The following is a 21,104-nucleotide window of genomic DNA, read 5'->3' as shown; positions in this document are numbered from 1 at the left end:
AACAATGAATGATAGGTCTTACAGTGAACTGGCTGACCATATAACCCCTGTACCGGATCATGACCCGGCTACTGGTGCATATCGTTTTCTTGCAGAGGTTACTGAAAACTGGACCCAGGGAAGAGCTTGTTTTGGTGGGATTCAAGCCGCTTTTTCTTTACGCGCCATGGCAATGGTTCTGAGGGAAGATACGCCTCTTCGCAGTATTCTGGTTAGTTTTGTGGCTCCTATTGCTGTGGGAGAAATTGAAATCCAAGTGAGAAAACTGCGGCAGGGGAAAAATGTTACCCATATGCACGCTGAAATCATTCAAGGCAACAATGTCTGTTGCTCTATGAATGCCTGTTTTGGTTTGGCTAGAGAGTCATCGGTTGAATTAGAGGCGAAGTCTTTCCCGGAAGGTGTTAAAGGTCCGGAAGGAGTGGTGGAGCTCCCTTACATTAAAGGATTAACACCGGAATTTACCCGTCAGTACCAAATGCGCTGGGGTATAGGTAGCATGCCTTTTTCTGCTCAGAAGGGAAATACCACGGGTATCTGGGTTAAGGGTAAAGAAGAAGGTCTGAGTGATATGGAGCATCTGGTCATGGTGGCCGACATTCCTCCAACACCTGCGCTGTCGAAGATGAAAAAACCAGCTCCTGCCAGTTCACTGACCTGGATGCTGGAAATTCTTAAGGATGATTTTGTTGCACGCAAAGATGACTGGTGGTTCGTTGAAACTACGTTGGAGCACTTCAACCATGGCTATGGCCAGCAGCAGTACACAATCTATGCCCCTGATAAAACACCGGTAGCCTTGGGGCGGCAGGTGGTCACCGTTTTTGGTTGATCACCGTCGTTAGTTTATCGTGTTAGTTTGCCTCTTCCGGCTTATAAATCAGGATGTTGATCTTTCTGGTTTAATTAAAAACGGCCATACCGAAGGGAATAATCTCCTGCAGCAAGTGGGTGACCGCTTTAAAAAATGATTCGGGTAACAGATTATGTTTCCCGACTTGGTGGCGACGAATTTTCTGTAATTCTGACTCATCTGAAGGATTACTCTGGTGCCGGTAAGGTGGTCAGGAAGCTCATTGATGGTTTAAATGAGCCATTCACCACAATATTTGGCGAGTCTCTGACAATTACCTACAGTATTGGTATTTCTGTTGCGCCACAGGACAGCAATGATCCATTGCAACTCCTGCATGACGCGGATCTGGCTATGTATCAGGCCAAGGCCAGCGGTCGCAACTGTTATCAGTTTTATACAAGTATTCTTCAGGAAGAGGTTCTCGGTAAGCTGAGTCTTGAACGGGAGCTGCGCCTGGCTGTTGATTCTGATGAACTTGAGCCGTGGTATCAGCCTCAGTACTCCCTGAACGATATGGAATTAATTGGCTTCGAGGCATTGATCAAGAACTTTACTGAAACCTGGGATGATCGCGGGCCTATTAAGGGGCAGATTGGTTTTATGAACAGCGAACAACATATGCCCTCTATGGCTTCCAACTCATAGCTTTAATCCATTCAATATCACTAAAAGAAAACCCCACATTTTTAATGTGGGGTTTTCTTTATTTGAATATTCTGATCTTGATCAGGCAACAGAAGACCAGTTTTCGTCAAGCTCTGAACAAACCATCTCGCCTCGCAGGCTATGGGGCAGTGCTTCACCAATCTTCACGTCGGCAAAGTGACCAATCAGGCGTGGGTTATCGCAACGGAAGTTCACAACCCGGTTGCACTCGGTTCTGCCTTGAAGCTGACCTGGATCTTTCTTGGAGTAGCCAGTTACCAGAATGCGCTGAGTTGAACCAACTAGACGACGACTGATTTGCATAACCTGCTGATCAATACGATTCTGAAGAATCTTCAGACGCTGTTTTTTAGTTTCTTCGGTAACATCATCCGGGTAATCAACAGCTGGTGTACCTGGACGCTTGCTGAAGATAAAGCTGAATGAAGCGTCGAAACCCACTTCAGCAATCAGGTTCATGGTGTCTTCAAAGTCCTGATCCGTTTCGCCTGGGAAACCAACAATGAAGTCAGAAGACATCTTTAACTCTGGGCGGATGGCTTTGAGGCGGTGAACCTTATCCAGATACACATCTGTAGTGTGGTCACGTTTCATTGCCGCAAGAATATTGTTGGAACCACTCTGAACTGGCAGATGAAGATGGCTTACCAGCTCAGGCACCTCACCATAAACTTCGATCAGGCTGTCGGAAAACTCGAGCGGATGTGAAGTTGTGAAGCGGATGCGATCAATACCATCGATTGACGCAACCACAGTAATCAGTTCTGCAAGGTCTGCGATACCACCGTCATGACGGTCACCACGGTAAGCATTTACATTCTGTCCCAGCAGGTTGATCTCACGAACACCCTGCTCGGCCAAGCCTACACATTCGGCGATAACGTCATCATAAGGGCGGCTGACTTCCGCGCCGCGGGTGAAAGGCACGATACAGTAAGTGCAGTATTTGCTGCAGCCTTCCATGATAGAGACAAAAGCTGTCGGGCCATCAACGCTGGGTTCAGGCAGGTTGTCAAACTTCTCAATTTCCGGGAAGGTTACGTCAACAACAGGAATACCGTTGCTTTTAGTCGCATCGATCATTTCCGGAACACGGTGCAAGGTCTGGGGGCCGAAGACCATATCAACGTGACCAGCACGCTTGCGAATGGCTTCCCCTTCCTGACTGGCAACACAGCCACCAACACCGATCACAAGATCAGGGTTCTGCTCTTTCAGTTTTCTCCAGCGACCGAGCTGGTGGAAGAGTTTTTCCTGAGCTTTTTCCCGCACAGAACAGGTGTTCACCAGCAGGACATCGGCTTCTTCAGGGTTGTCCGTTAGTTCCAGTTCGTGGGTTTCCCCGAGGAGATCCGCCATACGGGCAGAATCGTACTCGTTCATCTGGCAACCGTGGGTCTTGATAAAAAGCTTCTTTGTAGCCATGCGCAGTTGATGTCACCGTGTTTTTCAAGGCAAGCACAAAGTATGTCAGCGTTTACTTACTGGATTCTATTGTGCGAAATCCGGGCATTATAATAGCCATCTGTGCAAGTGCATAGCTGAGGTTGAGCTGGGAGCTTAGAGTTATTTCCTATCAGAAATGAGCGAATATGCGGATAAAAGGTGGGGGCTGTGCTGATAGAGCTCTGGAAGAGAGTCAAACTCTCTGCCAGAAACGAAGCAGTATTACTTCTCAGCTGCGATGACAGAAACGTCAACCAGCAGCTCAGGGCGAGCCATACGTGCTTCAACACAAGCGCGGGCCGGAGCGTGACCTTCTGGCACCCAGGCATCCCACACTTCATTCATTCCGGCAAAATTCCTGATTACAGACGCACTTCATATAATTGCAGCCTGCAGTTCTGCTTACAGAGTAATCACATCTGGGTGAAATACAGTTCATTAATGTGCCGTCATCCAACTCCCCACTAAAAAGGTGTTTCCTGTCAGTCGTAATGGGCTCTCTGGTAAGTGTCCGCGTGAATGACTTCATTTAGACTCTGGCAGATTGGAGTCGTCAGTCTTGCTAATGGGGTGGTTATGAAATTAACAGAAGACATGCTTAAGGGTTTTGCCGAGGAAAAAATAGAGTTTGTTAAGCGTTCGGGCTTAAAAGTTCTTGATGCCAAGGCTGGTTATGTAAGGTGTTTAATGCCCGCAGAAGGTAACGGGAATCACTTCGGAACCATGTATGCGGGGGCAATGTTCACTCTGGCAGAGATTCCCGGCGGGGTGATGGCTCTGGCCTGTTTTGAACCTGGGAAATATGTCCCATTGCTGAAAAATATGTCGATTAAATACCTGAAGCCAGCGAAGGGTGATATCACCTTTGAAACGCTTCTGGCGAAAGATGAGATCAATCGTATCGCCTCAGACGCGCAGGAAAACGGCAAGGCCGACTTTATTCTTACTGGTGAACTGAAAGATAGCGAAGGCAATGTCGTCGCTGTTACCGAAGGGCTTTATCAGGTTCGATCCAGTATTTAATTTTTATTGATTTGTAAACTACGCCTCTCGTGTATGGCCGGAAATGACGGACACTATCTGTAGCCTGTCAGTGACAGCTGAATTGTCTCCGCTAGAATGCAAAGGTCAATAAAAACAATAGTCCGGTGTATGAACCTGAAATGCAGGTTTCGCTTTCAGCCGGGTCATAAATATGCGGGAGTCAAGCATGCGCTACTGGAACAGCTGGGGTCACGACGGTACAGAGAAACCACCACTTACGGGAACAGCCCTGGACTTCGTCAAAGAAACATTAGGCGACAGCTCCCCCCTTCCAGAAGCGACATTGGAAGATGTTTGCAGTCAGGTGCCTGTTTCCCGTCTGCCTGATCACCCTCTTATTGATAAAGATACAGAAGTGCGCGTGCGTCACTCCCGCGGTCAGTCTTTGCCCGACTGGATTGCCATGAAGAGTGGAGATTTTGGCAGTTTTCCTGATGGCGTAGCCTTCCCGGAAACTCCAGAACAGATTCGGGAATTAATGGATCTGGCTCGCGCCGAAGACTTTACCGTTATTCCTTACGGCGGTGGCACCAGTGTGGTGGGGCATATTAATCCGCAGAAGCAGGAGCGGGCTGTTCTGACTGTCAGCCTTGAGCGAATGACTCGGCTGTTGGATTTGAACGAAGAAAGCCAGATCGCAACGTTTGGCCCAGGCACCCCAGGTCCAATGGTTGAAGCCCAGCTGGCCAGCAAAGGCTACGTTCTTGGGCATTTTCCCCAGTCTTATGAACTTTCCACCATTGGTGGCTGGGTAGCCAGCCGCTCCAGTGGCCAGCAATCTCTGCGTTATGGCCGCATTGAGCAAATGTTTGCCGGTGGTCGTCTGGAAACATTTGATGGCACCATGCATATTCCTACAATTCCAGCGTCGTCTGCAGGTCCTGACATCCGTGAGATGATTATGGGCTCAGAAGGGCGTTTCGGTATTATTTCTGAGGTTAAAGTACGGGTTACCCGTTTGCCTGAGAAGGAAGAGTTCCTGGTTGTTTACTTCCCGGACTGGGCCAGTGCTTACTCTTTCTGCCGGGAAGCTACCCAGAAAAAACTTCAACTTTCCATGCTGCGAGCCTCTAATGCGGTTGAAACCTGGAGTCAGTTAAAGCTGGCTGGCCATGATGATCTGGTAGCCTGGCTTGAGCGTTATCTTCGCTTACGTGGTGTGGATGAAGGCAAATGCATGGTGACCTTTGGTATTACCGGCACTTGCGCTCAAGTGCGGGCAGCGAAAAAGCAGACTCATAAAATGATCCGCCACTATAATGGTGTCGGCATGACCGGTCTGGCTCCTCGTGTTGGCAAACTGTGGGAGAAAGGTCGATTCCGCTATCCCTATCTGCGTGAGAACCTCTGGCAGCACGGCTATGCAGTAGACACTCTGGAAACCAGTGTGAACTGGAACAAAACCAACGCCACCATTGATTCTATTGAAGGTGCTTTGCGCACAGCTTTAGAGGGTGAAGGCGAGGTTGTTCATACATTCACACACCTTTCCCATGTGTATACACAGGGTTCCAGTATTTACACCACTTACCTCTTCCGCTTCGGTAAAACCTATGAAGAAACACTGGCTCGCTGGCAGAAACTAAAGCGTGCCGGCTCTGAGGCTATTGTTGAGCACGGTGGAACTATCAGTCACCAGCATGGTGTGGGTCGTGATCATGCTCCTTATCTGAAAGCGGAAAAAGGCCCATTGGGCATGGCTGCTCTGTACAAGTTGAGTGATCACTTTGATCCACAGCAGCGTCTGGTTCCCGGCGTTCTGCTTGAGGAGAAGAGTAATGACTAACCCTGCTGAAGCCAGCTGTATTGGTGACCTGCAGGAGCACAACTGGGATCTTATTGTTGTTGGTGGCGGTATTACCGGAGCTGGGATTCTTCGTGAAGCTGCACGTTGTGGCTTAAAAGTTCTTTTAGTTGAGCAGCGGGATTATGCCTGGGGCACCTCAAGCCGCTCCTCCAAGATGGTACATGGTGGGCTGCGTTATATCGCCCAGGGGCAGATTCGGGTAACTAAAGAATCTGTTCAGGAAAGGGAGCGTTTGATGAAAGAAGCTCCCGGTCTGGTAAATCTTGGTGGCTTTACCATGCCTCACTACAAGGGCAAGTTTCCTGGTCCATTAGCGTTTGGCACCCTGTTGACTGTTTATGACTTTCTGGCAGGTAAGAAAGCTCACAGTTTCTCTGACCAAACGGCTGTCGATCACAAGCTGATTCCTGGTCTTCGGCAAGAGGGTTTAAAGGGCGCAACAACATTTCGTGATGCTTTTGTTGACGACGCTCGCCTTGTATTGAGAACTCTTGATGAGGCACGCCTTGATGGCGGTGTCGCGGTTAACTACTGCAAGGTTGTTGAACTGCTGAAAGATGGACAACAGGTTTGTGGTGTACGGGTAGAAGATGCTTTGTCGGAAACCAGTGCAGACCTGAAAGCAAAAGTTATTATCAGCGCAACCGGTGCTTGGAGCGACAACCTGCGTGAGCAGGTTGGTCAAAAGCCTGTTGTTCGGCCCCTGCGTGGGAGTCATCTGGTATTACCTGGCTGGCGTGTGCCTGTCGCGCAGGCTTGCTGTTTTATGCACCCGGATGATGGGCGCCCTGTGTTTGTTTTCCCGTGGGAAGGCAGTACAGTGATTGGTACAACCGATCTTGATCACAGTACCTCTCTTGATGATGATCCGGCTATCAGCGAGCAAGAGGTTGTGTATCTTCTGAAAGCGGCTAATAGCGAGTTCCCCAGTGCGGGTATTCAGCGAAAAGATGTGACCTCAACCTGGTCTGGGGTTCGCCCAGTGATTAGCAGCGGTAAAAACATCGATCCCTCCAAAGAGAACCGGGAGCACGCTATCTGGGATGACAATGGCTTGGTCTCTGTCTGTGGAGGCAAGCTGACAACCTTCCGGTTAATCGCCCGGGATGCTTTAAAGAAAGCTTCAAAATACCTTCCAGGTATCACTGTACCTGCTCCGGCATCACAGGCCATGCTGTTTCGCAATTATGATGATGTGGTGAATGATTGCCGGTTTAATACTCTGGAAGTTGGGCAGCAGAAACGTTTGCGCGGTCGGTTTGGAACCCGCTTACCAGATGTTCTGGCCTTGGCAAAAGATCATGAATTCACACGCATTGGTTTCACAGACTATCTTTGGCTCGAATTACGCTGGGCTGCAGCTAAAGAACAGGTTCGTCATCTGGATGATTTGCTACTGAGGCGAACCCGGATTGGTAACTTATTACCCGAAGGCGCCAGAGAGCACCTTGATCGTGTCGGCAAGGTTATGGCCGAAGAAGCCGGATGGTCTGAGCACTATTGGCAGAGTGAAAAATCACGATATAAGGCCCTTTGGGAAAAATCATACAGCCTGTACCAAACAGCCTGATAGTGGTTAATTAAGGTCGAATTTATGGCGGAAGATAAAAAGAATAACAACACTGAAGCATCCACTGACCTGATCCTTGCCATTGATAACGGCACCCAAAGTGTACGGGCGCTGTTGTTTGATTTGCAGGGTAATGTCGTCAGCAAAAGCAAGATTGAGCTTGACCCTTATTTTACCCGTCAGCCTGGTTGGGCTGAGCAGGAACCCGTTTACTACTGGCAGTCCCTGAGTGAAGCCTGTCAGCAGTTATGGGAAAAAACAGATATTGATAAAAGTCGTATCAAGGGTGTAACCCTTACTTGCCAACGCGGCACTTATGTTTGTGTTGACGACAAAGGTCAGGCATTGCGCCCCGCCATTGTCTGGCTTGATCAGCGTCGAGCGAATACTGATGACTCTATCGGTGGTTTGTGGGGGCCTCTGGCTTCCGCTGTTGGCTTGAAAGGGTTGATGAATTACTTCCGCAGTAAATGCTACTCCCGCTGGATTTCTCAAAATGAACCAGAGATCTGGGAAAAAACAAAACATTTTCTGCTGTTATCCGGATGGCATACCCTGAAACTGACCGGTGAATACAAAGATTCAATCGGTGGCTCGGTTGGTTATCTGCCTTTTAATTATCGCAAGCTGGATTGGGCACCTGATTGGGACTGGAGCTGGAAGGCTACCTGTCTTAAACGTGAACAACTTCCTGAACTGATAAAGCCGGGTGAAATACTTGGTCGCATTACCGCAGAAGCCGCTGAGAAAACCGGGATTCCTGAAGGCTTGCCATTGATAGCTGCTGGAGCGGATAAAGCATGCGAAGTTATCGGCTCCGGTTGTTATGACAAAGATACCGGTTGTCTAAGCTACGGAACCACGGCGACCATCAATGTGGTTCACAACAAATTTCGGGAACCCCAGTTGCTGGTTCCTCCCTGGCCCGCCGCGATTCCTGATACCTGGAACAGTGAGTTTATGGTGTATCGGGGGTACTGGATGGTGAGTTGGTTTAAGCAGCAGTTTGGTCATCACGAGTGCTCTGTCGCGGAACGCAGTGGTGTTCTTCCGGAAGAACTGTTTGAAGATCTTATCGATGAAGCTCCGGCTGGCTCCATGGGACTAATGCTTCAGCCTTACTGGTCACCAGGGTTGAAAAATCAAGAAGCCAAGGGGGGCATCATAGGGTTTGGTGACGTACATCACCGAGCTCATGTTTACCGTGCTATTGTTGAAGGTTTGGCCTATGCCTTGCGGGAAGGCAAAGAGAAGCTGGAGAAAAAGGGACGCTTGAAACTTCGACGGTTGGTGGTGTCTGGTGGTGGTTCCCAAAGTGATGGTGCTTTGCAGCTTACTGCAGATATCTTCAATCTGCCGGTTGTTCGTCCGCACACGTATGAAACCTCTGGGTTGGGTGCTGCCATCAATGCCGCTGTAGGGCTTGGTTATTATCGTGACTACCCCTCGGCGATTGATTCTATGACCAGGGCTGAACGCGTGTTTGAGCCCAATCAGGAAAACGTGAAGATCTACCATCGTTTGTACTCTGAGGTTTATCTGAAAATGTACAAACAACTAAAACCCCTCTATCAGAAAATTCGGGAGATTACCGGCTATCCCGAATAGTGTTTGCTCTGTGGCACTATAAAGCGGGGCGCTCGGTGGTATGATGCGTCCCGTTTTTATTTCTAACCTCACGAGCTTTTTGACCAGACATGGCAGCCAGTAAAACCTTTAAGGTTATTTTCCAGAATCAGGGCGAAGTCTACGAAGTTTTTGTTCGTAACGTCTATCAGAGCGATATGTACGGTTTTATTGAGGTGGAAGAGTATCTGTTTGGGGAGCGTAGCAGTCTGCTGGTCGATCCTTCTGAAGAAAAACTGAAAACAGCATTTTCTGGTGTTAAGCGTAGTTTTATCCCTATGCATGCCATTATTCGCATCGATGAAGTCGAAAAGGAAGGGCAGGGGAAAATCTCTACAGTCAGTGGTGAGAAAGTCACTCCATTCCCAATGCCACCTGGTCCTGCCAAGTAACCGACTGTAAGTGTTGAAGTTATTTTCGGAACTTTAGTGAACTCTCCGGTCTAAGATCCCAGATTCATCCTTGCTTGTATTGTATGGAGTTTATGGGGGCAGTACGTTCTTTTGTTGTTTTGATTCTTCTTGCGGTTCTACCGGCCTTATCTTCTGCTGATCATGGCTCTCAGGCTGCGCTGGAATTTATCAATAAAGCCCGTGCTGGTCTTCAGCCGTTAAGACCTCATCCTCTTCTGACTGAAACCGCGAAAAATCATAGCCATTACATGGCTCTCAATAATGATCGTGGGCATCAGGAGAAAGAGGGTTATCCAGGGTTTACCGGAAAGACGTGCAGCGACCGTATGGCGTTTTCTGGTTATCCATCACGTCTATATATTGAGAACCTGTCGACCGGTCAGAGCTCCTGGGAGAATTCCGTTCAGGAATTAATGAGCGCAATTTATCACCGGCTTGGGTTTCTGAGCTTTTATCTTGATGAAGCAGGGTTCGCCAAAGCTGTGAGCTCAAATGGTATAAAACCATTTTACAGTTATGTGATGGGTTATTCTGGATATCGCAATTTCTGTGAACAGGGTATAACCGGCAACCTTGAAGGTATGTGCAGTGATGTAAACATAACTGTTGATGAGAGTGAACTTTACAATATTGGATACGGTGCAGCCCTTGGCAGTGCTGACTATGTGATTTATCCCTGGCAGGGGCAGAGAAATGTCCCTCCTGTCTTTCTTAATAACGAACACCCAGCACCGCTACCGACGTCGAAAAACATAACGGGGCAGCCTATATCTGTACATTTCAATCCGGCCAAAATGAGTGGAAAAACCATCACGATAACTCGTTTTGTTTTAACGGATGATCAGGAGCGTGAGGTCACTCTGTTACCAAGGCTGGACAAAACATCAGACATTAATCGTGTATTTACTGCCTATGACTTTGCCTGGATTCCCAAGCAACCATTGAAAACCAATGCTCATTACATGGTTCGACTCACGGCAATGATTGATCACTATCCTTTTTCTATGAGTTGGTCTTTTTATACTGCTGCCAAAATATAGATAGAAAAAAGAGCCCCGAAGACGTTTATACATTTGCGGGGCTCTTTTCAAACAAGTTTGCTCAATCAGGTTTTAAATATCTGTTTCAACATTATAAAAATGCCACTGGCTGCAAACAGGTTACCCAGGGCAAGCAGGTATCGGTAAAGATCCAGTCGCAGATAACCTGCCAGCGATCCTTCTGTTCCTATCACTAATGCTGCCAGCGCATAAGCGATAACAGCGACAATCATGAACAAGGAGAATATTCGCTCCTGTTTTGTCATTGATAGAGCCGCTGCAGTGGTGATAAACAGAGACGAAAATGCGGTAATATCGAGAAACAGCTCTCCATAACCTGTCTGGCGAGACAACTCATACCCTGCCATCAAACCAATCAGCAATCGCCACCAGGCCGGGCGACTCCACTGCAACTTCCAGCAGAATACGGCCATGGCCGCTGCCATTAATGGTGGTGCCAGAGTCTTAGCGGCAGCCATCATCATTTGATAAGGCTGTTCCCAGGCAGGGGAAAAACCATACCGTAATGTGCCCAAAGCAGCCCCGATCCCCACTAACAGGAAAGAAAGCAACATCCCCGTGACTGGCATCCTGTTGGATGTCAGTCGATAACTCTGGCTCATAAGAAAGACGCCAAAGAAGCTGGAGAAAGCCAGTATGGTGTCTGAGATTGCCAGTGAGGTCCAGGTATACGGCATCAGGCGATCCGGGCGAAGGCTCTTTCAGCCGCGTCCAAAGTTGCCTGAATATCGTCTTCACTGTGAGCGCTGGAGATGAAACCAGCCTCAAAGGATGCAGGAGCCAGATATACACCTTCTTCCAGCATGGCGTGGAAGAAACGGTTAAATCGCTCACCGTCACAGGCCATAACCTGACTGAAGTTGGTGACTTCTTTCTGTTCGGTAAAGAACAAGCCGAACATTGCGCCCACCTGATTGGTACGCAGAGAAATACCTGCAGCTTTGGCGCGTTCTTTCAAACCATCCAGCAAGCGTGTCAGGCGTTCAGTTATGGCTTTATGGAAGCCGGGTTCAGAAATCAGATTCAGGGCCGTCAAGCCAGCGGTCATAGCCACAGGATTACCGGATAGAGTTCCGGCCTGATAAACCGGGCCAAGAGGTGCGATCTGTTCCATGATTTCCCGCTTACCGCCAAAGGCACCAACAGGCATGCCGCCACCGATAACTTTACCCAGAGTGATCAGGTCAGCGTTAACATTGTACTGTTCCTGAGCACCACCCAGTGCCACACGGAAACCAGTCATAACTTCATCAAAGATAAGAACAGAGCCGTACTCATCACAGATGTTGCGCAAACCTTCCAGAAAATCGGGAACAGGAGGAACGCAGTTCATATTGCCAGCCACAGGTTCAACAATAATGCAGGCAATCTCGGAACCGGATTCCTCAAAAGCGGCACGCACGCTGTCTAAGTTGTTGTAGGTTACCGTGATAGTGTGCCTGGCCAGATCTGCAGGAACGCCCGGAGAGTTAGGGATTCCCAGAGTCAGTGCGCCAGAACCAGCTTTTACCAATAGAGAGTCGGAATGACCGTGGTAGCAGCCTTCAAACTTCATGATCTTGTCACGGCCAGTGTAGCCACGAGCCAGACGAATAGCAGACATAGTGGCTTCGGTGCCGGAGTTCACCATACGCACCATTTCCATGTTGGGCACGATTTCACAAACCCGGTCTGCCATGGAAATCTCGATAGCGGTTGGCGCACCAAAGCTCAGGCCAAGATCAACCTGCTTGTGAACTGCGGCAATAATGTCTGGGTGATTGTGTCCCAGAATCATTGGCCCCCAGGAGCCAACGTAATCGATGTAATTTTTGCCGTCTTCATCAATAACTTTTGAACCAGTGGCTTCCCGGAAGAAGACGGGGGTTCCCCCAACACCTTTAAAAGCGCGAACCGGGGAGTTTACTCCGCCCGGAATATGTTGCCGGGCCTGTTCAAACAGAATTTCGGAACGACTCATATCTGTGATCCTGTTAATCTCAGAGTGCTGCTATTCAGCAGTCTTTAAAAAGTTTGGTGTAGCTTTGGGCACGACGAGTTATCGTCGTTTGCTCTGTTGGAGAGAACAGATCATTAACGACGGCAAGCATATCGGCACCGGCTTCCACTAATTGGGCTGCATTATCTCTGGTAATACCACCGATAGCTACCACAGGCAGGTCGAATTCAGCACGTGCCTCATGGAGCAAAGAGAGAGGAGCGGGTTTGGCATCAGGCTTTGTCAGCGAAGGAAAGAAACGGCCAAAGGCAATATAGTCCGCACCCTGATTATTGGCAGTACGAGCAAGTGATAAGGAATTTTCACAGGTAATACCTATGATGGCCTGCTTTCCCAAACGCTGGCGTGCGCTGATTAAGCCTTCGTCACTCTGGCCAAGATGCACGCCATGGGCTTTGCTGGCCACGGCCAGATCAACGTCATCATTAATAAGAAATAGAACGCCAGCCTCGTCACACAATTCCCGGAGCATAGTAGCCTGACGTACGCGACGCTCCTGATCTTCGCTTTTATCCCGATACTGTAGAATGGTCATGCCACCTTCTATGGCGGCGGTTGCCCGCTCACACAGGGTTTTGTCATCGGGCGTGAGTTTGGAGTCGGTCACACCATACAGACCGCGGAGCACAGGAGTGGACATAGAAAACCTGAAACCTGAATCAATAATTGGTGGGTATTGTTAGGGGGGGATGTCAGGAAAACAAGTCCTGACTTTGTAACAGCCGGGAAGCAGGAAGAACCTGTGCTAGTCTTGCCGCTCTTCCTAATAAAGAGCAAGAAAAACAGTTGAGCTGCGCTGCCCGAATAATGGTTTTTCTCTGCCTTGTTTCTTTTCCGGCGTTTTCGGAGGCTTCTTATCAGGAATCTGATCACTTCTCTTCATCTCCTATTTATGTAACAGCGGCTGGAACGTTTATTCGTTACGGTAATTACACCCTCTATCTGCCAGATATTTACCTGCCATCACAAATAGTCAGCACATTGTTACAGGCCAGTGCGTCAGTTGTTTATCGAAAATTAATGCACCACCTGATTACGGCAGGAATAGCCGTTTCAGACGAATGGCTCTCTCAAAAAACCTATAAACAGCTGAGAAGATGGTATAGAGATGGAACTCTGCTAATGCCTTTAAAGGCTTGGTATGCCTTTAATCTGATTTTGAGGGGCTGCCGGGGAGCGGCTGCGCTGTACCATGAATCTTATAACCGGTTTATGAATGTCTACGGCAGGCAGCGTGTTGGCAGGGTGCCTTTGTATCCTGGGAAATATCTGGATCAGGCGGTGAATATAAATGTTCTGCTTGGGGTTTCATCCGGGTTTGGCAATGGTTCCCGAATAGAAATCACGCCGCTGAAAACAGTGCTACTTTCATCCCCGCTCACGAAATGGGAAGCATCATTTGCCAGCCTTACAAATACTCTTATGCACAACAAAGTGGAGCTACTCTGGCTGGCGGAAGGTGAGAATGGAGAACTGCAATTAAAGTGGCTCTGGCAAACAGAACAAGGAAGCGTTTGGCAGGAGAAAAGTTTGCATCATCCTGAACAGGGTACGAATAAAAGTCTTATTTCCTGGTTGCGGGATTCTTACTCTGAAAACACTGGAAATGAAGAACTGGTGTCTGCAGTCTCTCCAGAGTCTCTGCGTTGCATAGAAACCATTATTAAGAACCCGGAAACAACATGTGAGGCGAGAGATTCCCTCCAGGTTTCTGACAATGCCATGTACGGCAGTATGAAGGAAAGCAGGTTTATATCACCTTCCGATCAGGGGAGTGGCAATGGTCTTCTCAGAGTAGTGAACAATCGTTCCTGGTCACCAGGGCTGCCGGGAACAATGTTTATGACAAATAGCGTTTATACATCCTTACACGATCTGGAATCCGGGCAGATACATTTCCCTTATTGGGCGTCATTAGCAGCTGAAGCCCTGTTGCATGAAGTGGCCGTTGCTTTTGCTGAAAAATTCGTTGGAGTTGCCTTTGAATCCTTTAACGACTGGTACCACAAAGCAAGTGAATACACATACGATAAAACGTTAAAAGAACGGATGGGTAGTCAGGGGAGCATAGCAGTTGTTGAGCGTGTTAAGAATAAGTCCGGAAAATTCTGGGTAAGAAAAACGGCACCCTGGCTCCCCATTAATGACTCAGATAAACACGCTTATTTTGATCTCGCTGGAGAGAACAGAACCCTTTCCCAGCTGGACAGTGAACATATAATAAAATCACACGACAGTTGGATAGAAAATCCCGGTAGCGATAAGGCGCGCCTGATTATGATTACAGAATACGGAGGGGACGATACTTCTGCAAAATTGCCGGTGGATTTTGAAGAGTACCGGGAATACATGACAGGTGCCCTGAAAGGTATTGAGGCAATCCATCAATCAAATCGTGGGCATTTTGATATCACCGCATCCAATATTCTTAAAGGTACGGACGGTACTATAAAAATTGGTGATCTGGGCTCCGCCAGACATCTGGATAAAAATGGCACGGCCTTCTCTTTTAAAAGTAATCCGTGCTACCGGGCCCCGGAAAGGTTAAAAGGGGCGGCGGTGTCTGAGGCTGTTGATATTTGGGGGCTTGGTACCGCAGGTGTCTATTGGCTTAGGTACCTCGAAGTGGAGGGAAGCAGTATAGCTTGGAAAATGCTGAGAAATGCCAACGAAAAGCAACACAACTTTGTATTGGGGGATTATATAAAACCGGAAAGGATTCTTGAAAAAGAACAGGGGGTATTTTATCTGCTGAACCGAATGCTGAGCGCTGATAAAAATCAGCGTCCTTCTGCCAGCCAGCTGTTGTTAGACCCTTTTTTACAGCAACCGGCAGAGTGCGATTAATTAAATTGCCTCGAGAGCTTCTGAGAGCTTATTCACGCCAATAATTTCAACGCCTTCTGTAGGTTTTCTGGGTTTATTGGCTGTAGGGACAATCACCTTCTTAAACCCATGTTTCACAGCTTCAATAATCCGCTCCTGACCATTGGCTACAGGTCGGATTTCTCCGGCCAGACCTACTTCACCAAAGGCAATCAAATTCTGTGGCAAAGGTATATCCCGGAAGCTGGAAACAATAGCCAGCAGGCTGGCAAGGTCTGCACTGGTTTCGGTAATTCGCACACCGCCAACAACATTAAGGAATACATCCTGATCGCTGGTAAAAATTCCACCATGGCGAGTGAGCACGGCCAGCAGCATGGCCAGTCGGTTTTGGTCCATTCCAACTGTTACACGGCGAGGGTTACCCAGTTGGGATTCCACCACCAAAGCCTGAATTTCCACCAGTAATGGACGGGTACCTTCCCAGAGCACATTAATAATGCTGCCGGATGTGGCTTCATCGCCCCGGGATAGAAATATGGCTGAAGGATTTTTCACTTCCTTCAAGCCTTTTTCGGTCATAGCGAAAATACCCAGTTCATTCACTTGCCCAAAACGGTTCTTGGTGGCGCGCATAATGCGGAAGCGGGAGTCATCGGTGTTACCCAGCATCACTTGTGTATCGATGATATGGCTGAGGGTCATAGGGCCGGCCAGAGAGTTATCTTTGGTAACGTGTCCGACAATCAGCAAAACAGTGCCAGTTTGTTTGGCAAAGCGAGTCAGAAACGCCGCAGTTTCACGAACCTGGGAAACCCCGCCGGGAGCGGAGTCCACACCCTCCATGAACATCACCTGGATGGAGTCGATCACGATAATGCCGGGCTTTTCCTCCTCGGCCACCTGCACAATCTTTTCGGCAGATGTTTCTGCCAGCATTTTTAGTTGATCAGTGGGCAGTTCAAGACGTTTGGCGCGGGTTGCAATCTGTTGCAGGGATTCTTCCCCGGATACATACAGTGCCTTCATGTTGGAAGCGACGTGGCACAGAGTCTGTAATAAAACCGTACTTTTACCGGCTCCGGGGTGACCACCAATAAGAACAGCGCTGCCGGGCACAAAGCCACCACCCAGAACCCTGTCGAATTCCTGTGAGCCAGTACTGAAGCGTGGTGCTTCCTCCACACTGACGTCTGAGAGGCTTTGAACAGCAGTTAAAGCTCCCGCAAAACCTGCCCGGCTGCTAGAAGCATGAGCGAGATGTGGGCGGGATGAGCCGAGAGACACTTCTTTAAACGTGTTCCAAGCGTGGCAGTCGGGGCATTGCCCCTGCCATTTCGAAGAGTCGCTGCCGCACTCTGTGCAAACAAAGGCCTTACGGTTTTTTGCTTTTGCCATTCGTGTGAAGTTCTAAAGTCATGAATTACGGGTTCTATTCTTGGGTCACTTGGCTGGATGGGTCAACAGTAGAAACTCATTTAGCGGTCTATGCTTTCCCAATATTGACAAGAAAGGTTATTTCAAACGTGAAGTTAATAATCAGATTGTTGCTGGGGATTATTATTGGGGTGTTCGTTGGGCTGTACGCGCCCGAAGTTGTTACCAAAGTGTTGGTAACCTTCAAAGGTGTATTTGGCGAGTTCCTGAACTTTACCGTTCCATTGCTGATTCTGTTTTATGTTATGTCCGGTATTGGCAGTATGCAGAAAGGCTCTGGGCGCCTGCTTGGGGTTACGCTGTTTTTCTCTTATGCCTCAACCATTGTTGCTGGAGTACTTGCCTATCTGGTGGCCGTAGAAATCCTTCCTGTATTGGTGGGCTCCTCTACTAGCAGCCTTGATCAAGGGGCCACCATTACTCCCTGGGTTTCTATCGATTTGCCACCACTCATGGGCGTTGCCACGGCGCTGGTTACTGCGTTCATGTTTGGTATGGGTATTTCTGTAACCCGCAGCAAGGAGTTATTAAAACTCGTAGATCAGTCCCGTGATGTTGTAGAGCTGGTTTTGCTGCGTTTAATTATTCCAGGGCTGCCTTATTACATTTGTGCGGTGTTTGCCGAAATGGGGGCGTCTGGCACAGTGTTTTCGACGATTAAAACCTTTGCCTGGGTTCTTGGGCTGGTCATCACTTTGCACTGGGTATGGTTGCTAATTCTGTTCACCATGGTTGGTGCGGGAACGGGCAGAAACCCTCTCAGTATGATGCGAACTATGTTGCCCAGTTATATTACTGCCGTGGGGACACTCTCAAGTGCCGCCGCTATACCTGTGACTGTGGACTGTGCAAGAAAGCTGCGGATTAATGCTCATGTGGTAGATTTCGCAGTCCCTCTCTGTGCCACTATTCATATTTCCGGAAGTGCCATCACTCTGACTGTTTGTGCCTCTGCCGTTATGATGATGTCTGCGTCTGGCATTGTTGGATTCGGAACTTTCTTCCCTTTTCTTATAACTCTTGGTGTTGCGCTGGTTGCGGCGCCGGGGATACCCGGTGGCGCGGTTATGGCATCTATTGGTTTGCTGGTCAGTATGTTGGGTTTTGATGATTCAGCAGTCGCTCTGATGATTGCCCTTTATCTTGCTCAGGATAGTTTTGGAACGGCCTGTAATGTAATGGGGGATGGGGCAATTGCGACGATAGTTGATCATATCGGTGCTGACAGATGGGATTCTGCCGGAGACCCCCGGCAGATGGACGATTAGGAAGCGTTCGTTTCTCAGTACCGGATACCAACCTTGCGATAAACGAAGCCCAGACACCAGGCTGGGCCAATCATCAGATATTGCAGATCGGCCAGAAATGAAGGTTTTTTGCCCTCAACGTGGTGGCCAATAAACTGTAAAGTCCATAGAACAACGAAAGCGATAGCGGCTGTCAACCATAAGGGAGCAATTCCCATGGATTCAAATCCAACAATCAAGGTGTATGACAACAGAGTGAGAACCACCATTCCCACAGTCAAAGTGAAAGAAAGACGAATATAAAAGCCCAGAATAAACAGGGAGGATAGTGTGGCCCAATTCAGGTAAGGATGGATTTCAGCAAATGCCGCTGGAGCCGGAATTGACCAGAGAAGAGCCATAATATCGAGGAAAATCAACGGCACACAAACCCAGTGAATCATTTTGTTGAGTTTGTTCTGATGGCTTTCACCATATTCTTCAAACCACTGATCGGCTGTTTTTCCAGACATCATTCACTCCGTTTTTATTATTTTGATTTCGGTGACTACATTTTATTCACATTAAGAAAGGTAACGGTAGTGCATTTTTTTCACTAACCAGTGAGTGGTGGTGTTGAAACTAAATAGCTTTCTCACTAAATAGCTTTCTCTGAGGTCTAGAAACTGACAGTGGCTGTGTTACGGAATTTATAGGAAGAGAAGAGACTTTTTGGGCAATTTGGCTGCTGCCAGTGCTCTTGCTGGAACCTCAAGTGTTTATGGTAGTCAATGCGTTAAAGTTCCGGCCTCAGGCGCAGGGTCAATGCGTCCGCTTCAAAAACCTTTACTGGACAATGATCTCACCCAGGTACACCCCGAAGGGCCGGAAGCGGCCGGAAGCGGCCGGAAGCGGCCGGAAGCGGCCGGGCAAAGAATAGTCCTGTCTGGGCAAATCATGAATGAAGATTGAAGCCTTCGCTAAAGAAGCTGCCAAATCCATCAAAACTGAGCATACTCTGAACGACTTCAGGCAGATGCTCACCAAAGTCACCGTGGAAACTGCACTCAACACGGAACTGGAAACCGGCCTTGAACAGATTCATGATTGAATTTGAAGACCGGCTAGTTGGATTTATTTAACAACGGCAGAGACACTGTTAGATTTACACTCTCGCTTTGTGATTCCAGACCGAACGCCCCACTAAGAGCCAGAACTCACTCCGGCCCGACAACAATTTCCATAATATCCCGATAAAAACCAGCCTGCGTCGGGGTATCTGCACCCGCAAAGTCGATACGGATTGTACTATTTTCCCCACCAGCACAATTCAAAGTATTATGACCTTTCAGGGTACCATCGGCGGTTGAACCCGGCGCAATAAAATCATCCCAATTGCCATTATCAAGCCGCACCCTTGCTCTATAGGGGAAGGCCCGACCAACCCCATTATCCAAAGTAAAGGGCTCTGCTGGTCTTAACTGCGAGCTGAGTGAAAGTCGGTAGTTTCTCTCCCCCATGGCAAATACACAAAAGTGCATATCCTGGTAAACCCGACCATCTGGTGTGGTTTGGTTTTCATTCAAAGTCACATCATCCAGCTTGTTAACTTGAAAGGCCGGTGTAACAGTCATCGAGACAGTAAAGTTTTCTTGAACCCGTAGTAATTTCCCATCTATAAACGTAAAAGCACCGATACTGAACTTACCCCGATAAGAACCGGAAGCACCATAGTTCAAAACATCATCTCGACTCACCTGAACCTGAATAACGTACTCATAATTTATACACGATGTATAGGTATTATGACCCTGAACAGACAGAGCAATACCAGGGGTAAGCTCATAGTCAATGATTGAAACGGCAGGCCCCATACCTTTCAGTCTCAAGCTCACAGGGAGTATGTTATCTCCCTGCCGAAGCACAAATTCACCATCAACAGCGGAAGGTCTACCACCTATCGACTCTGCTGACGCTGTAACACTGTAGTCGTGTATAACCCGCGGAGTCAGTTCGTTATAAGCAATAATACAAAAGCGACGGCCATCCTGAGCAGGCTGAGTCACACCTTCCAACAGGGAGTGACCACTCCACTCGCCCATGTCAATATCGAACAACCGTTTCAATTTTAAAGCGGCAGTCCCCTCAAAATCACAATCGGCTATCGCATTCTGATCACAATCATCATCACCCATGACAGGCAAACAGAAAGCAGTCAGCATAAGCAACAACACTGACCAGAAAATACGTTGATAGGAAAGATACTTAATCATTACTCGTCTTACTTATTGCCAGCTCACCATCCAGCCAAGGCTGACAATCTATTTCTGAAAGCTTGATAGTACCCAATCGTAAAATACTTTCAGAGTTATTCTGTGGTAATTCGAGGCGACAGGCCTAACCATTGTCCAGCTCAAGACGAATAGCTGGAGTGTCCATAGGTACTTCCAACTGGAACAAACCATACTTATCCACAGTCACCGGAACCAAGCCACCAGTAATTCTGGCATTAATATCTACCTCGCTATCGAAAAGAATACGCCCAAAAGCCAGCTGCAAAGGCACAGCTTCTACACCCATACGAACAACATTGCCGGGATAAAGGGTCGCCCTTTCAACTTTTCAATCTTTCAATCTTTTCTTCGAAGCGATAGATGGCTGTACCTGCAGGTCGCAATCCAATCCTATATACCGATAAGGGCTGAGAGGAATTGCTCTTACGTAGTGAAATGGAAGTGTTTGTCTGCGATAAAAAAGATGCTAATGCCAAAATGTCTGTTGATGAAAATTACGAGTATTTCATACTACATAAAGGGGCGGTGCTCACGAACTATTGTCGATAGTTTATGTGGTACTCCTGCTGAGGAGGTACGGATAAGATTGCTCAAGGGTATTCTGAATAAAGACTATGTTCTTTTGGAGGAAAGCTGATCGTAGATGAAATGTCATGCTTTAGAAGTGAAGTGTATATCCAGTCCAGCGCTATACAAATAAAAGGGGAGATAATCTCTGTGATATCTCCCCTCTACTTTACATCACAATTGTAGTGTTACCCAATGTGTGAGTTTTCAGGCTGAGATCATATGTTCAAATTGCATGGGAGCACGGCCAGCCTGTATGTTCAGAT

The 21,104-nt window shown here is 48.1% G+C and carries 20 protein-coding genes and 1 pseudogene; 12 read left to right on the top strand and 9 right to left on the bottom strand.

The window, feature by feature from the left end; translation table 11 throughout:
- Positions 1–4 precede the first annotated feature (4 nt).
- Together QMA35_RS10575 and QMA35_RS10570 are read left to right on the top strand one after the other, a co-directional pair.
- Positions 5–832, top strand: coding sequence for a thioesterase family protein (locus QMA35_RS10575; protein WP_281647119.1), 828 nt, complete (start codon positions 5–7; stop codon positions 830–832).
- Between the two features lie 135 nt (positions 833–967).
- Positions 968–1,501, top strand: a complete 534-nt coding sequence (locus QMA35_RS10570) for a diguanylate cyclase (RefSeq protein ID WP_281647118.1) — start codon at positions 968–970, stop codon at positions 1,499–1,501.
- Positions 1,502–1,582: 81 nt separating this feature from the next.
- On the opposite strand, the gene miaB is transcribed toward QMA35_RS10570, so the two are convergent.
- Both miaB and QMA35_RS10560 read right to left on the bottom strand, forming a co-directional pair.
- A complete protein-coding gene (miaB, locus tag QMA35_RS10565) occupies positions 1,583–2,947 on the bottom strand; it encodes a tRNA (N6-isopentenyl adenosine(37)-C2)-methylthiotransferase MiaB (RefSeq protein WP_281647117.1) in 1,365 nt (454 codons plus the stop codon).
- A gap of 243 nt (positions 2,948–3,190) precedes the next feature.
- Positions 3,191–3,349, bottom strand: a pseudogene (locus QMA35_RS10560) (Rid family hydrolase); the annotation flags it as partial.
- 195 nt (positions 3,350–3,544) lie between these two features.
- Between QMA35_RS10560 and QMA35_RS10555 the strand changes: the two are divergent.
- The 6 genes from QMA35_RS10555 to QMA35_RS10530 all read left to right on the top strand — a co-directional run bounded on the left by QMA35_RS10555 (position 3,545) and on the right by QMA35_RS10530 (position 10,468).
- Complete coding sequence (locus QMA35_RS10555) at positions 3,545–3,991, top strand: YiiD C-terminal domain-containing protein (protein ID WP_281647116.1); 447 nt, start codon at positions 3,545–3,547, stop codon at positions 3,989–3,991.
- Between the two features lie 187 nt (positions 3,992–4,178).
- The gene (locus QMA35_RS10550) at positions 4,179–5,798 is read left to right on the top strand and encodes an FAD-binding oxidoreductase (RefSeq protein ID WP_281647115.1); all 1,620 of its coding nucleotides are present in this window, start codon (positions 4,179–4,181) and stop codon (positions 5,796–5,798) included.
- Positions 5,791–7,389 (top strand): glycerol-3-phosphate dehydrogenase/oxidase, encoded by a 1,599-nt coding sequence (locus QMA35_RS10545; RefSeq protein WP_281647114.1) that lies wholly within the window; start codon positions 5,791–5,793, stop codon positions 7,387–7,389. The genes QMA35_RS10550 and QMA35_RS10545 overlap by 8 nt, the downstream gene beginning before the upstream one ends.
- Positions 7,390–7,413: 24 nt before the next feature.
- Positions 7,414–8,997 (top strand): FGGY-family carbohydrate kinase, encoded by a 1,584-nt coding sequence (locus QMA35_RS10540; protein ID WP_281647113.1) that lies wholly within the window; start codon positions 7,414–7,416, stop codon positions 8,995–8,997.
- An 89-nt stretch (positions 8,998–9,086) separates the two neighbouring features.
- A complete protein-coding gene (locus QMA35_RS10535; RefSeq protein WP_281647112.1) occupies positions 9,087–9,407 on the top strand; it encodes a DUF1820 family protein in 321 nt (106 codons plus the stop codon).
- Positions 9,408–9,499: 92 nt separating this feature from the next.
- On the top strand, positions 9,500–10,468 hold the full coding sequence (locus QMA35_RS10530) for a CAP domain-containing protein (protein ID WP_281647111.1): 969 nt from the start codon (positions 9,500–9,502) through the stop codon (positions 10,466–10,468).
- A gap of 65 nt (positions 10,469–10,533) precedes the next feature.
- Here QMA35_RS10530 and QMA35_RS10525 read toward each other — a convergent pair whose 3' ends face one another.
- Genes QMA35_RS10525 through thiE form a run of 3 tightly spaced genes read right to left on the bottom strand, consistent with a single transcriptional unit; the run spans position 10,534 to position 13,128 of the window.
- Entirely contained in the window at positions 10,534–11,166 is a 633-nt protein-coding gene (locus QMA35_RS10525; RefSeq protein WP_281647110.1) for a hypothetical protein, read from the bottom strand.
- On the bottom strand, positions 11,166–12,449 hold the full coding sequence (gene hemL, locus QMA35_RS10520) for a glutamate-1-semialdehyde 2,1-aminomutase (protein ID WP_281647109.1): 1,284 nt from the start codon (positions 12,447–12,449) through the stop codon (positions 11,166–11,168). Before hemL ends, QMA35_RS10525 begins: the two co-directional genes overlap by 1 nt.
- A 34-nt stretch (positions 12,450–12,483) precedes the next feature.
- On the bottom strand, positions 12,484–13,128 hold the full coding sequence (gene thiE / locus QMA35_RS10515) for a thiamine phosphate synthase (protein ID WP_281647108.1): 645 nt from the start codon (positions 13,126–13,128) through the stop codon (positions 12,484–12,486).
- A 146-nt stretch (positions 13,129–13,274) separates the two neighbouring features.
- On the opposite strand from thiE, the gene QMA35_RS10510 reads away from it, so the two are divergent.
- The gene (locus QMA35_RS10510; protein WP_281647107.1) at positions 13,275–15,335 is read left to right on the top strand and encodes a protein kinase; all 2,061 of its coding nucleotides are present in this window, start codon (positions 13,275–13,277) and stop codon (positions 15,333–15,335) included.
- Here QMA35_RS10510 and radA read toward each other — a convergent pair whose 3' ends face one another.
- Positions 15,336–16,712: a DNA repair protein RadA gene (radA, locus tag QMA35_RS10505; protein ID WP_281647106.1), complete on the bottom strand. Its 1,377-nt coding sequence runs from the start codon at positions 16,710–16,712 to the stop codon at positions 15,336–15,338.
- A gap of 128 nt (positions 16,713–16,840) precedes the next feature.
- Between radA and QMA35_RS10500 the strand changes: the two genes are divergently transcribed.
- Complete coding sequence (locus QMA35_RS10500) at positions 16,841–18,019, top strand: dicarboxylate/amino acid:cation symporter (protein ID WP_281647105.1); 1,179 nt, start codon at positions 16,841–16,843, stop codon at positions 18,017–18,019.
- Between the two features lie 14 nt (positions 18,020–18,033).
- Here QMA35_RS10500 and QMA35_RS10495 read toward each other — a convergent pair whose 3' ends face one another.
- Positions 18,034–18,510, bottom strand: a complete 477-nt coding sequence (locus tag QMA35_RS10495) for an Mpo1-like protein (RefSeq protein WP_281647104.1) — start codon at positions 18,508–18,510, stop codon at positions 18,034–18,036.
- Between the two features lie 292 nt (positions 18,511–18,802).
- Between QMA35_RS10495 and QMA35_RS10490 the strand changes: the two genes are divergently transcribed.
- Together QMA35_RS10490 and QMA35_RS10485 are read left to right on the top strand one after the other, a co-directional pair.
- Positions 18,803–18,949 carry a hypothetical protein gene (locus QMA35_RS10490; RefSeq protein ID WP_281647103.1) on the top strand — a complete coding sequence of 49 codons (147 nt, stop codon included), beginning with the start codon at positions 18,803–18,805 and terminating at the stop codon, positions 18,947–18,949.
- Positions 18,939–19,088 carry a hypothetical protein gene (locus tag QMA35_RS10485; protein ID WP_281647102.1) on the top strand — a complete coding sequence of 50 codons (150 nt, stop codon included), beginning with the start codon at positions 18,939–18,941 and terminating at the stop codon, positions 19,086–19,088. The genes QMA35_RS10490 and QMA35_RS10485 overlap by 11 nt, the downstream gene beginning before the upstream one ends.
- A 106-nt stretch (positions 19,089–19,194) precedes the next feature.
- On the opposite strand, the gene QMA35_RS10480 is transcribed toward QMA35_RS10485, so the two are convergent.
- A complete protein-coding gene (locus tag QMA35_RS10480; protein WP_281647101.1) occupies positions 19,195–20,250 on the bottom strand; it encodes a hypothetical protein in 1,056 nt (351 codons plus the stop codon).
- Between the two features lie 124 nt (positions 20,251–20,374).
- A complete protein-coding gene (locus QMA35_RS10475; RefSeq protein ID WP_281647100.1) occupies positions 20,375–20,557 on the bottom strand; it encodes a hypothetical protein in 183 nt (60 codons plus the stop codon).
- Between the last annotated feature and the right edge of the window lie 547 nt (positions 20,558–21,104).

Origin of the sequence: Parendozoicomonas sp. Alg238-R29, from assembly GCF_947331445.1 — a bacterium.
Taxonomy (GTDB): Bacteria; Pseudomonadota; Gammaproteobacteria; order Pseudomonadales; family Endozoicomonadaceae; genus Sansalvadorimonas.
Note: the sequence above shows the minus strand (reverse complement) of the source record. Positions and strands in the feature narration are given on the sequence as shown.

Bases quoted from the DNA above. Each gene is read 5' to 3' on its own strand.
- QMA35_RS10575 (WP_281647119.1), top strand. From the start codon at position 5: ATGAATGATAGGTCTTACAGTGAACTGGCTGACCATATAACCCCTGTA.
- QMA35_RS10570 (WP_281647118.1), top strand. From the start codon at position 968: ATGATTCGGGTAACAGATTATGTTTCCCGACTTGGTGGCGACGAATTT.
- miaB (WP_281647117.1), bottom strand. From the start codon at position 2,947: ATGGCTACAAAGAAGCTTTTTATCAAGACCCACGGTTGCCAGATGAAC.
- QMA35_RS10555 (WP_281647116.1), top strand. From the start codon at position 3,545: ATGAAATTAACAGAAGACATGCTTAAGGGTTTTGCCGAGGAAAAAATA.
- QMA35_RS10550 (WP_281647115.1), top strand. From the start codon at position 4,179: ATGCGCTACTGGAACAGCTGGGGTCACGACGGTACAGAGAAACCACCA.
- QMA35_RS10545 (WP_281647114.1), top strand. From the start codon at position 5,791: ATGACTAACCCTGCTGAAGCCAGCTGTATTGGTGACCTGCAGGAGCAC.
- QMA35_RS10540 (WP_281647113.1), top strand. From the start codon at position 7,414: ATGGCGGAAGATAAAAAGAATAACAACACTGAAGCATCCACTGACCTG.
- QMA35_RS10535 (WP_281647112.1), top strand. From the start codon at position 9,087: ATGGCAGCCAGTAAAACCTTTAAGGTTATTTTCCAGAATCAGGGCGAA.
- QMA35_RS10530 (WP_281647111.1), top strand. From the start codon at position 9,500: ATGGGGGCAGTACGTTCTTTTGTTGTTTTGATTCTTCTTGCGGTTCTA.
- QMA35_RS10525 (WP_281647110.1), bottom strand. From the start codon at position 11,166: ATGCCGTATACCTGGACCTCACTGGCAATCTCAGACACCATACTGGCT.
- hemL (WP_281647109.1), bottom strand. From the start codon at position 12,449: ATGAGTCGTTCCGAAATTCTGTTTGAACAGGCCCGGCAACATATTCCG.
- thiE (WP_281647108.1), bottom strand. From the start codon at position 13,128: ATGTCCACTCCTGTGCTCCGCGGTCTGTATGGTGTGACCGACTCCAAA.
- radA (WP_281647106.1), bottom strand. From the start codon at position 16,712: ATGGCAAAAGCAAAAAACCGTAAGGCCTTTGTTTGCACAGAGTGCGGC.
- QMA35_RS10495 (WP_281647104.1), bottom strand. From the start codon at position 18,510: ATGTCTGGAAAAACAGCCGATCAGTGGTTTGAAGAATATGGTGAAAGC.
- QMA35_RS10490 (WP_281647103.1), top strand. From the start codon at position 18,803: ATGCGTCCGCTTCAAAAACCTTTACTGGACAATGATCTCACCCAGGTA.
- QMA35_RS10485 (WP_281647102.1), top strand. From the start codon at position 18,939: ATGAAGATTGAAGCCTTCGCTAAAGAAGCTGCCAAATCCATCAAAACT.
- QMA35_RS10480 (WP_281647101.1), bottom strand. From the start codon at position 20,250: ATGATTAAGTATCTTTCCTATCAACGTATTTTCTGGTCAGTGTTGTTG.
- QMA35_RS10475 (WP_281647100.1), bottom strand. From the start codon at position 20,557: ATGGGTGTAGAAGCTGTGCCTTTGCAGCTGGCTTTTGGGCGTATTCTT.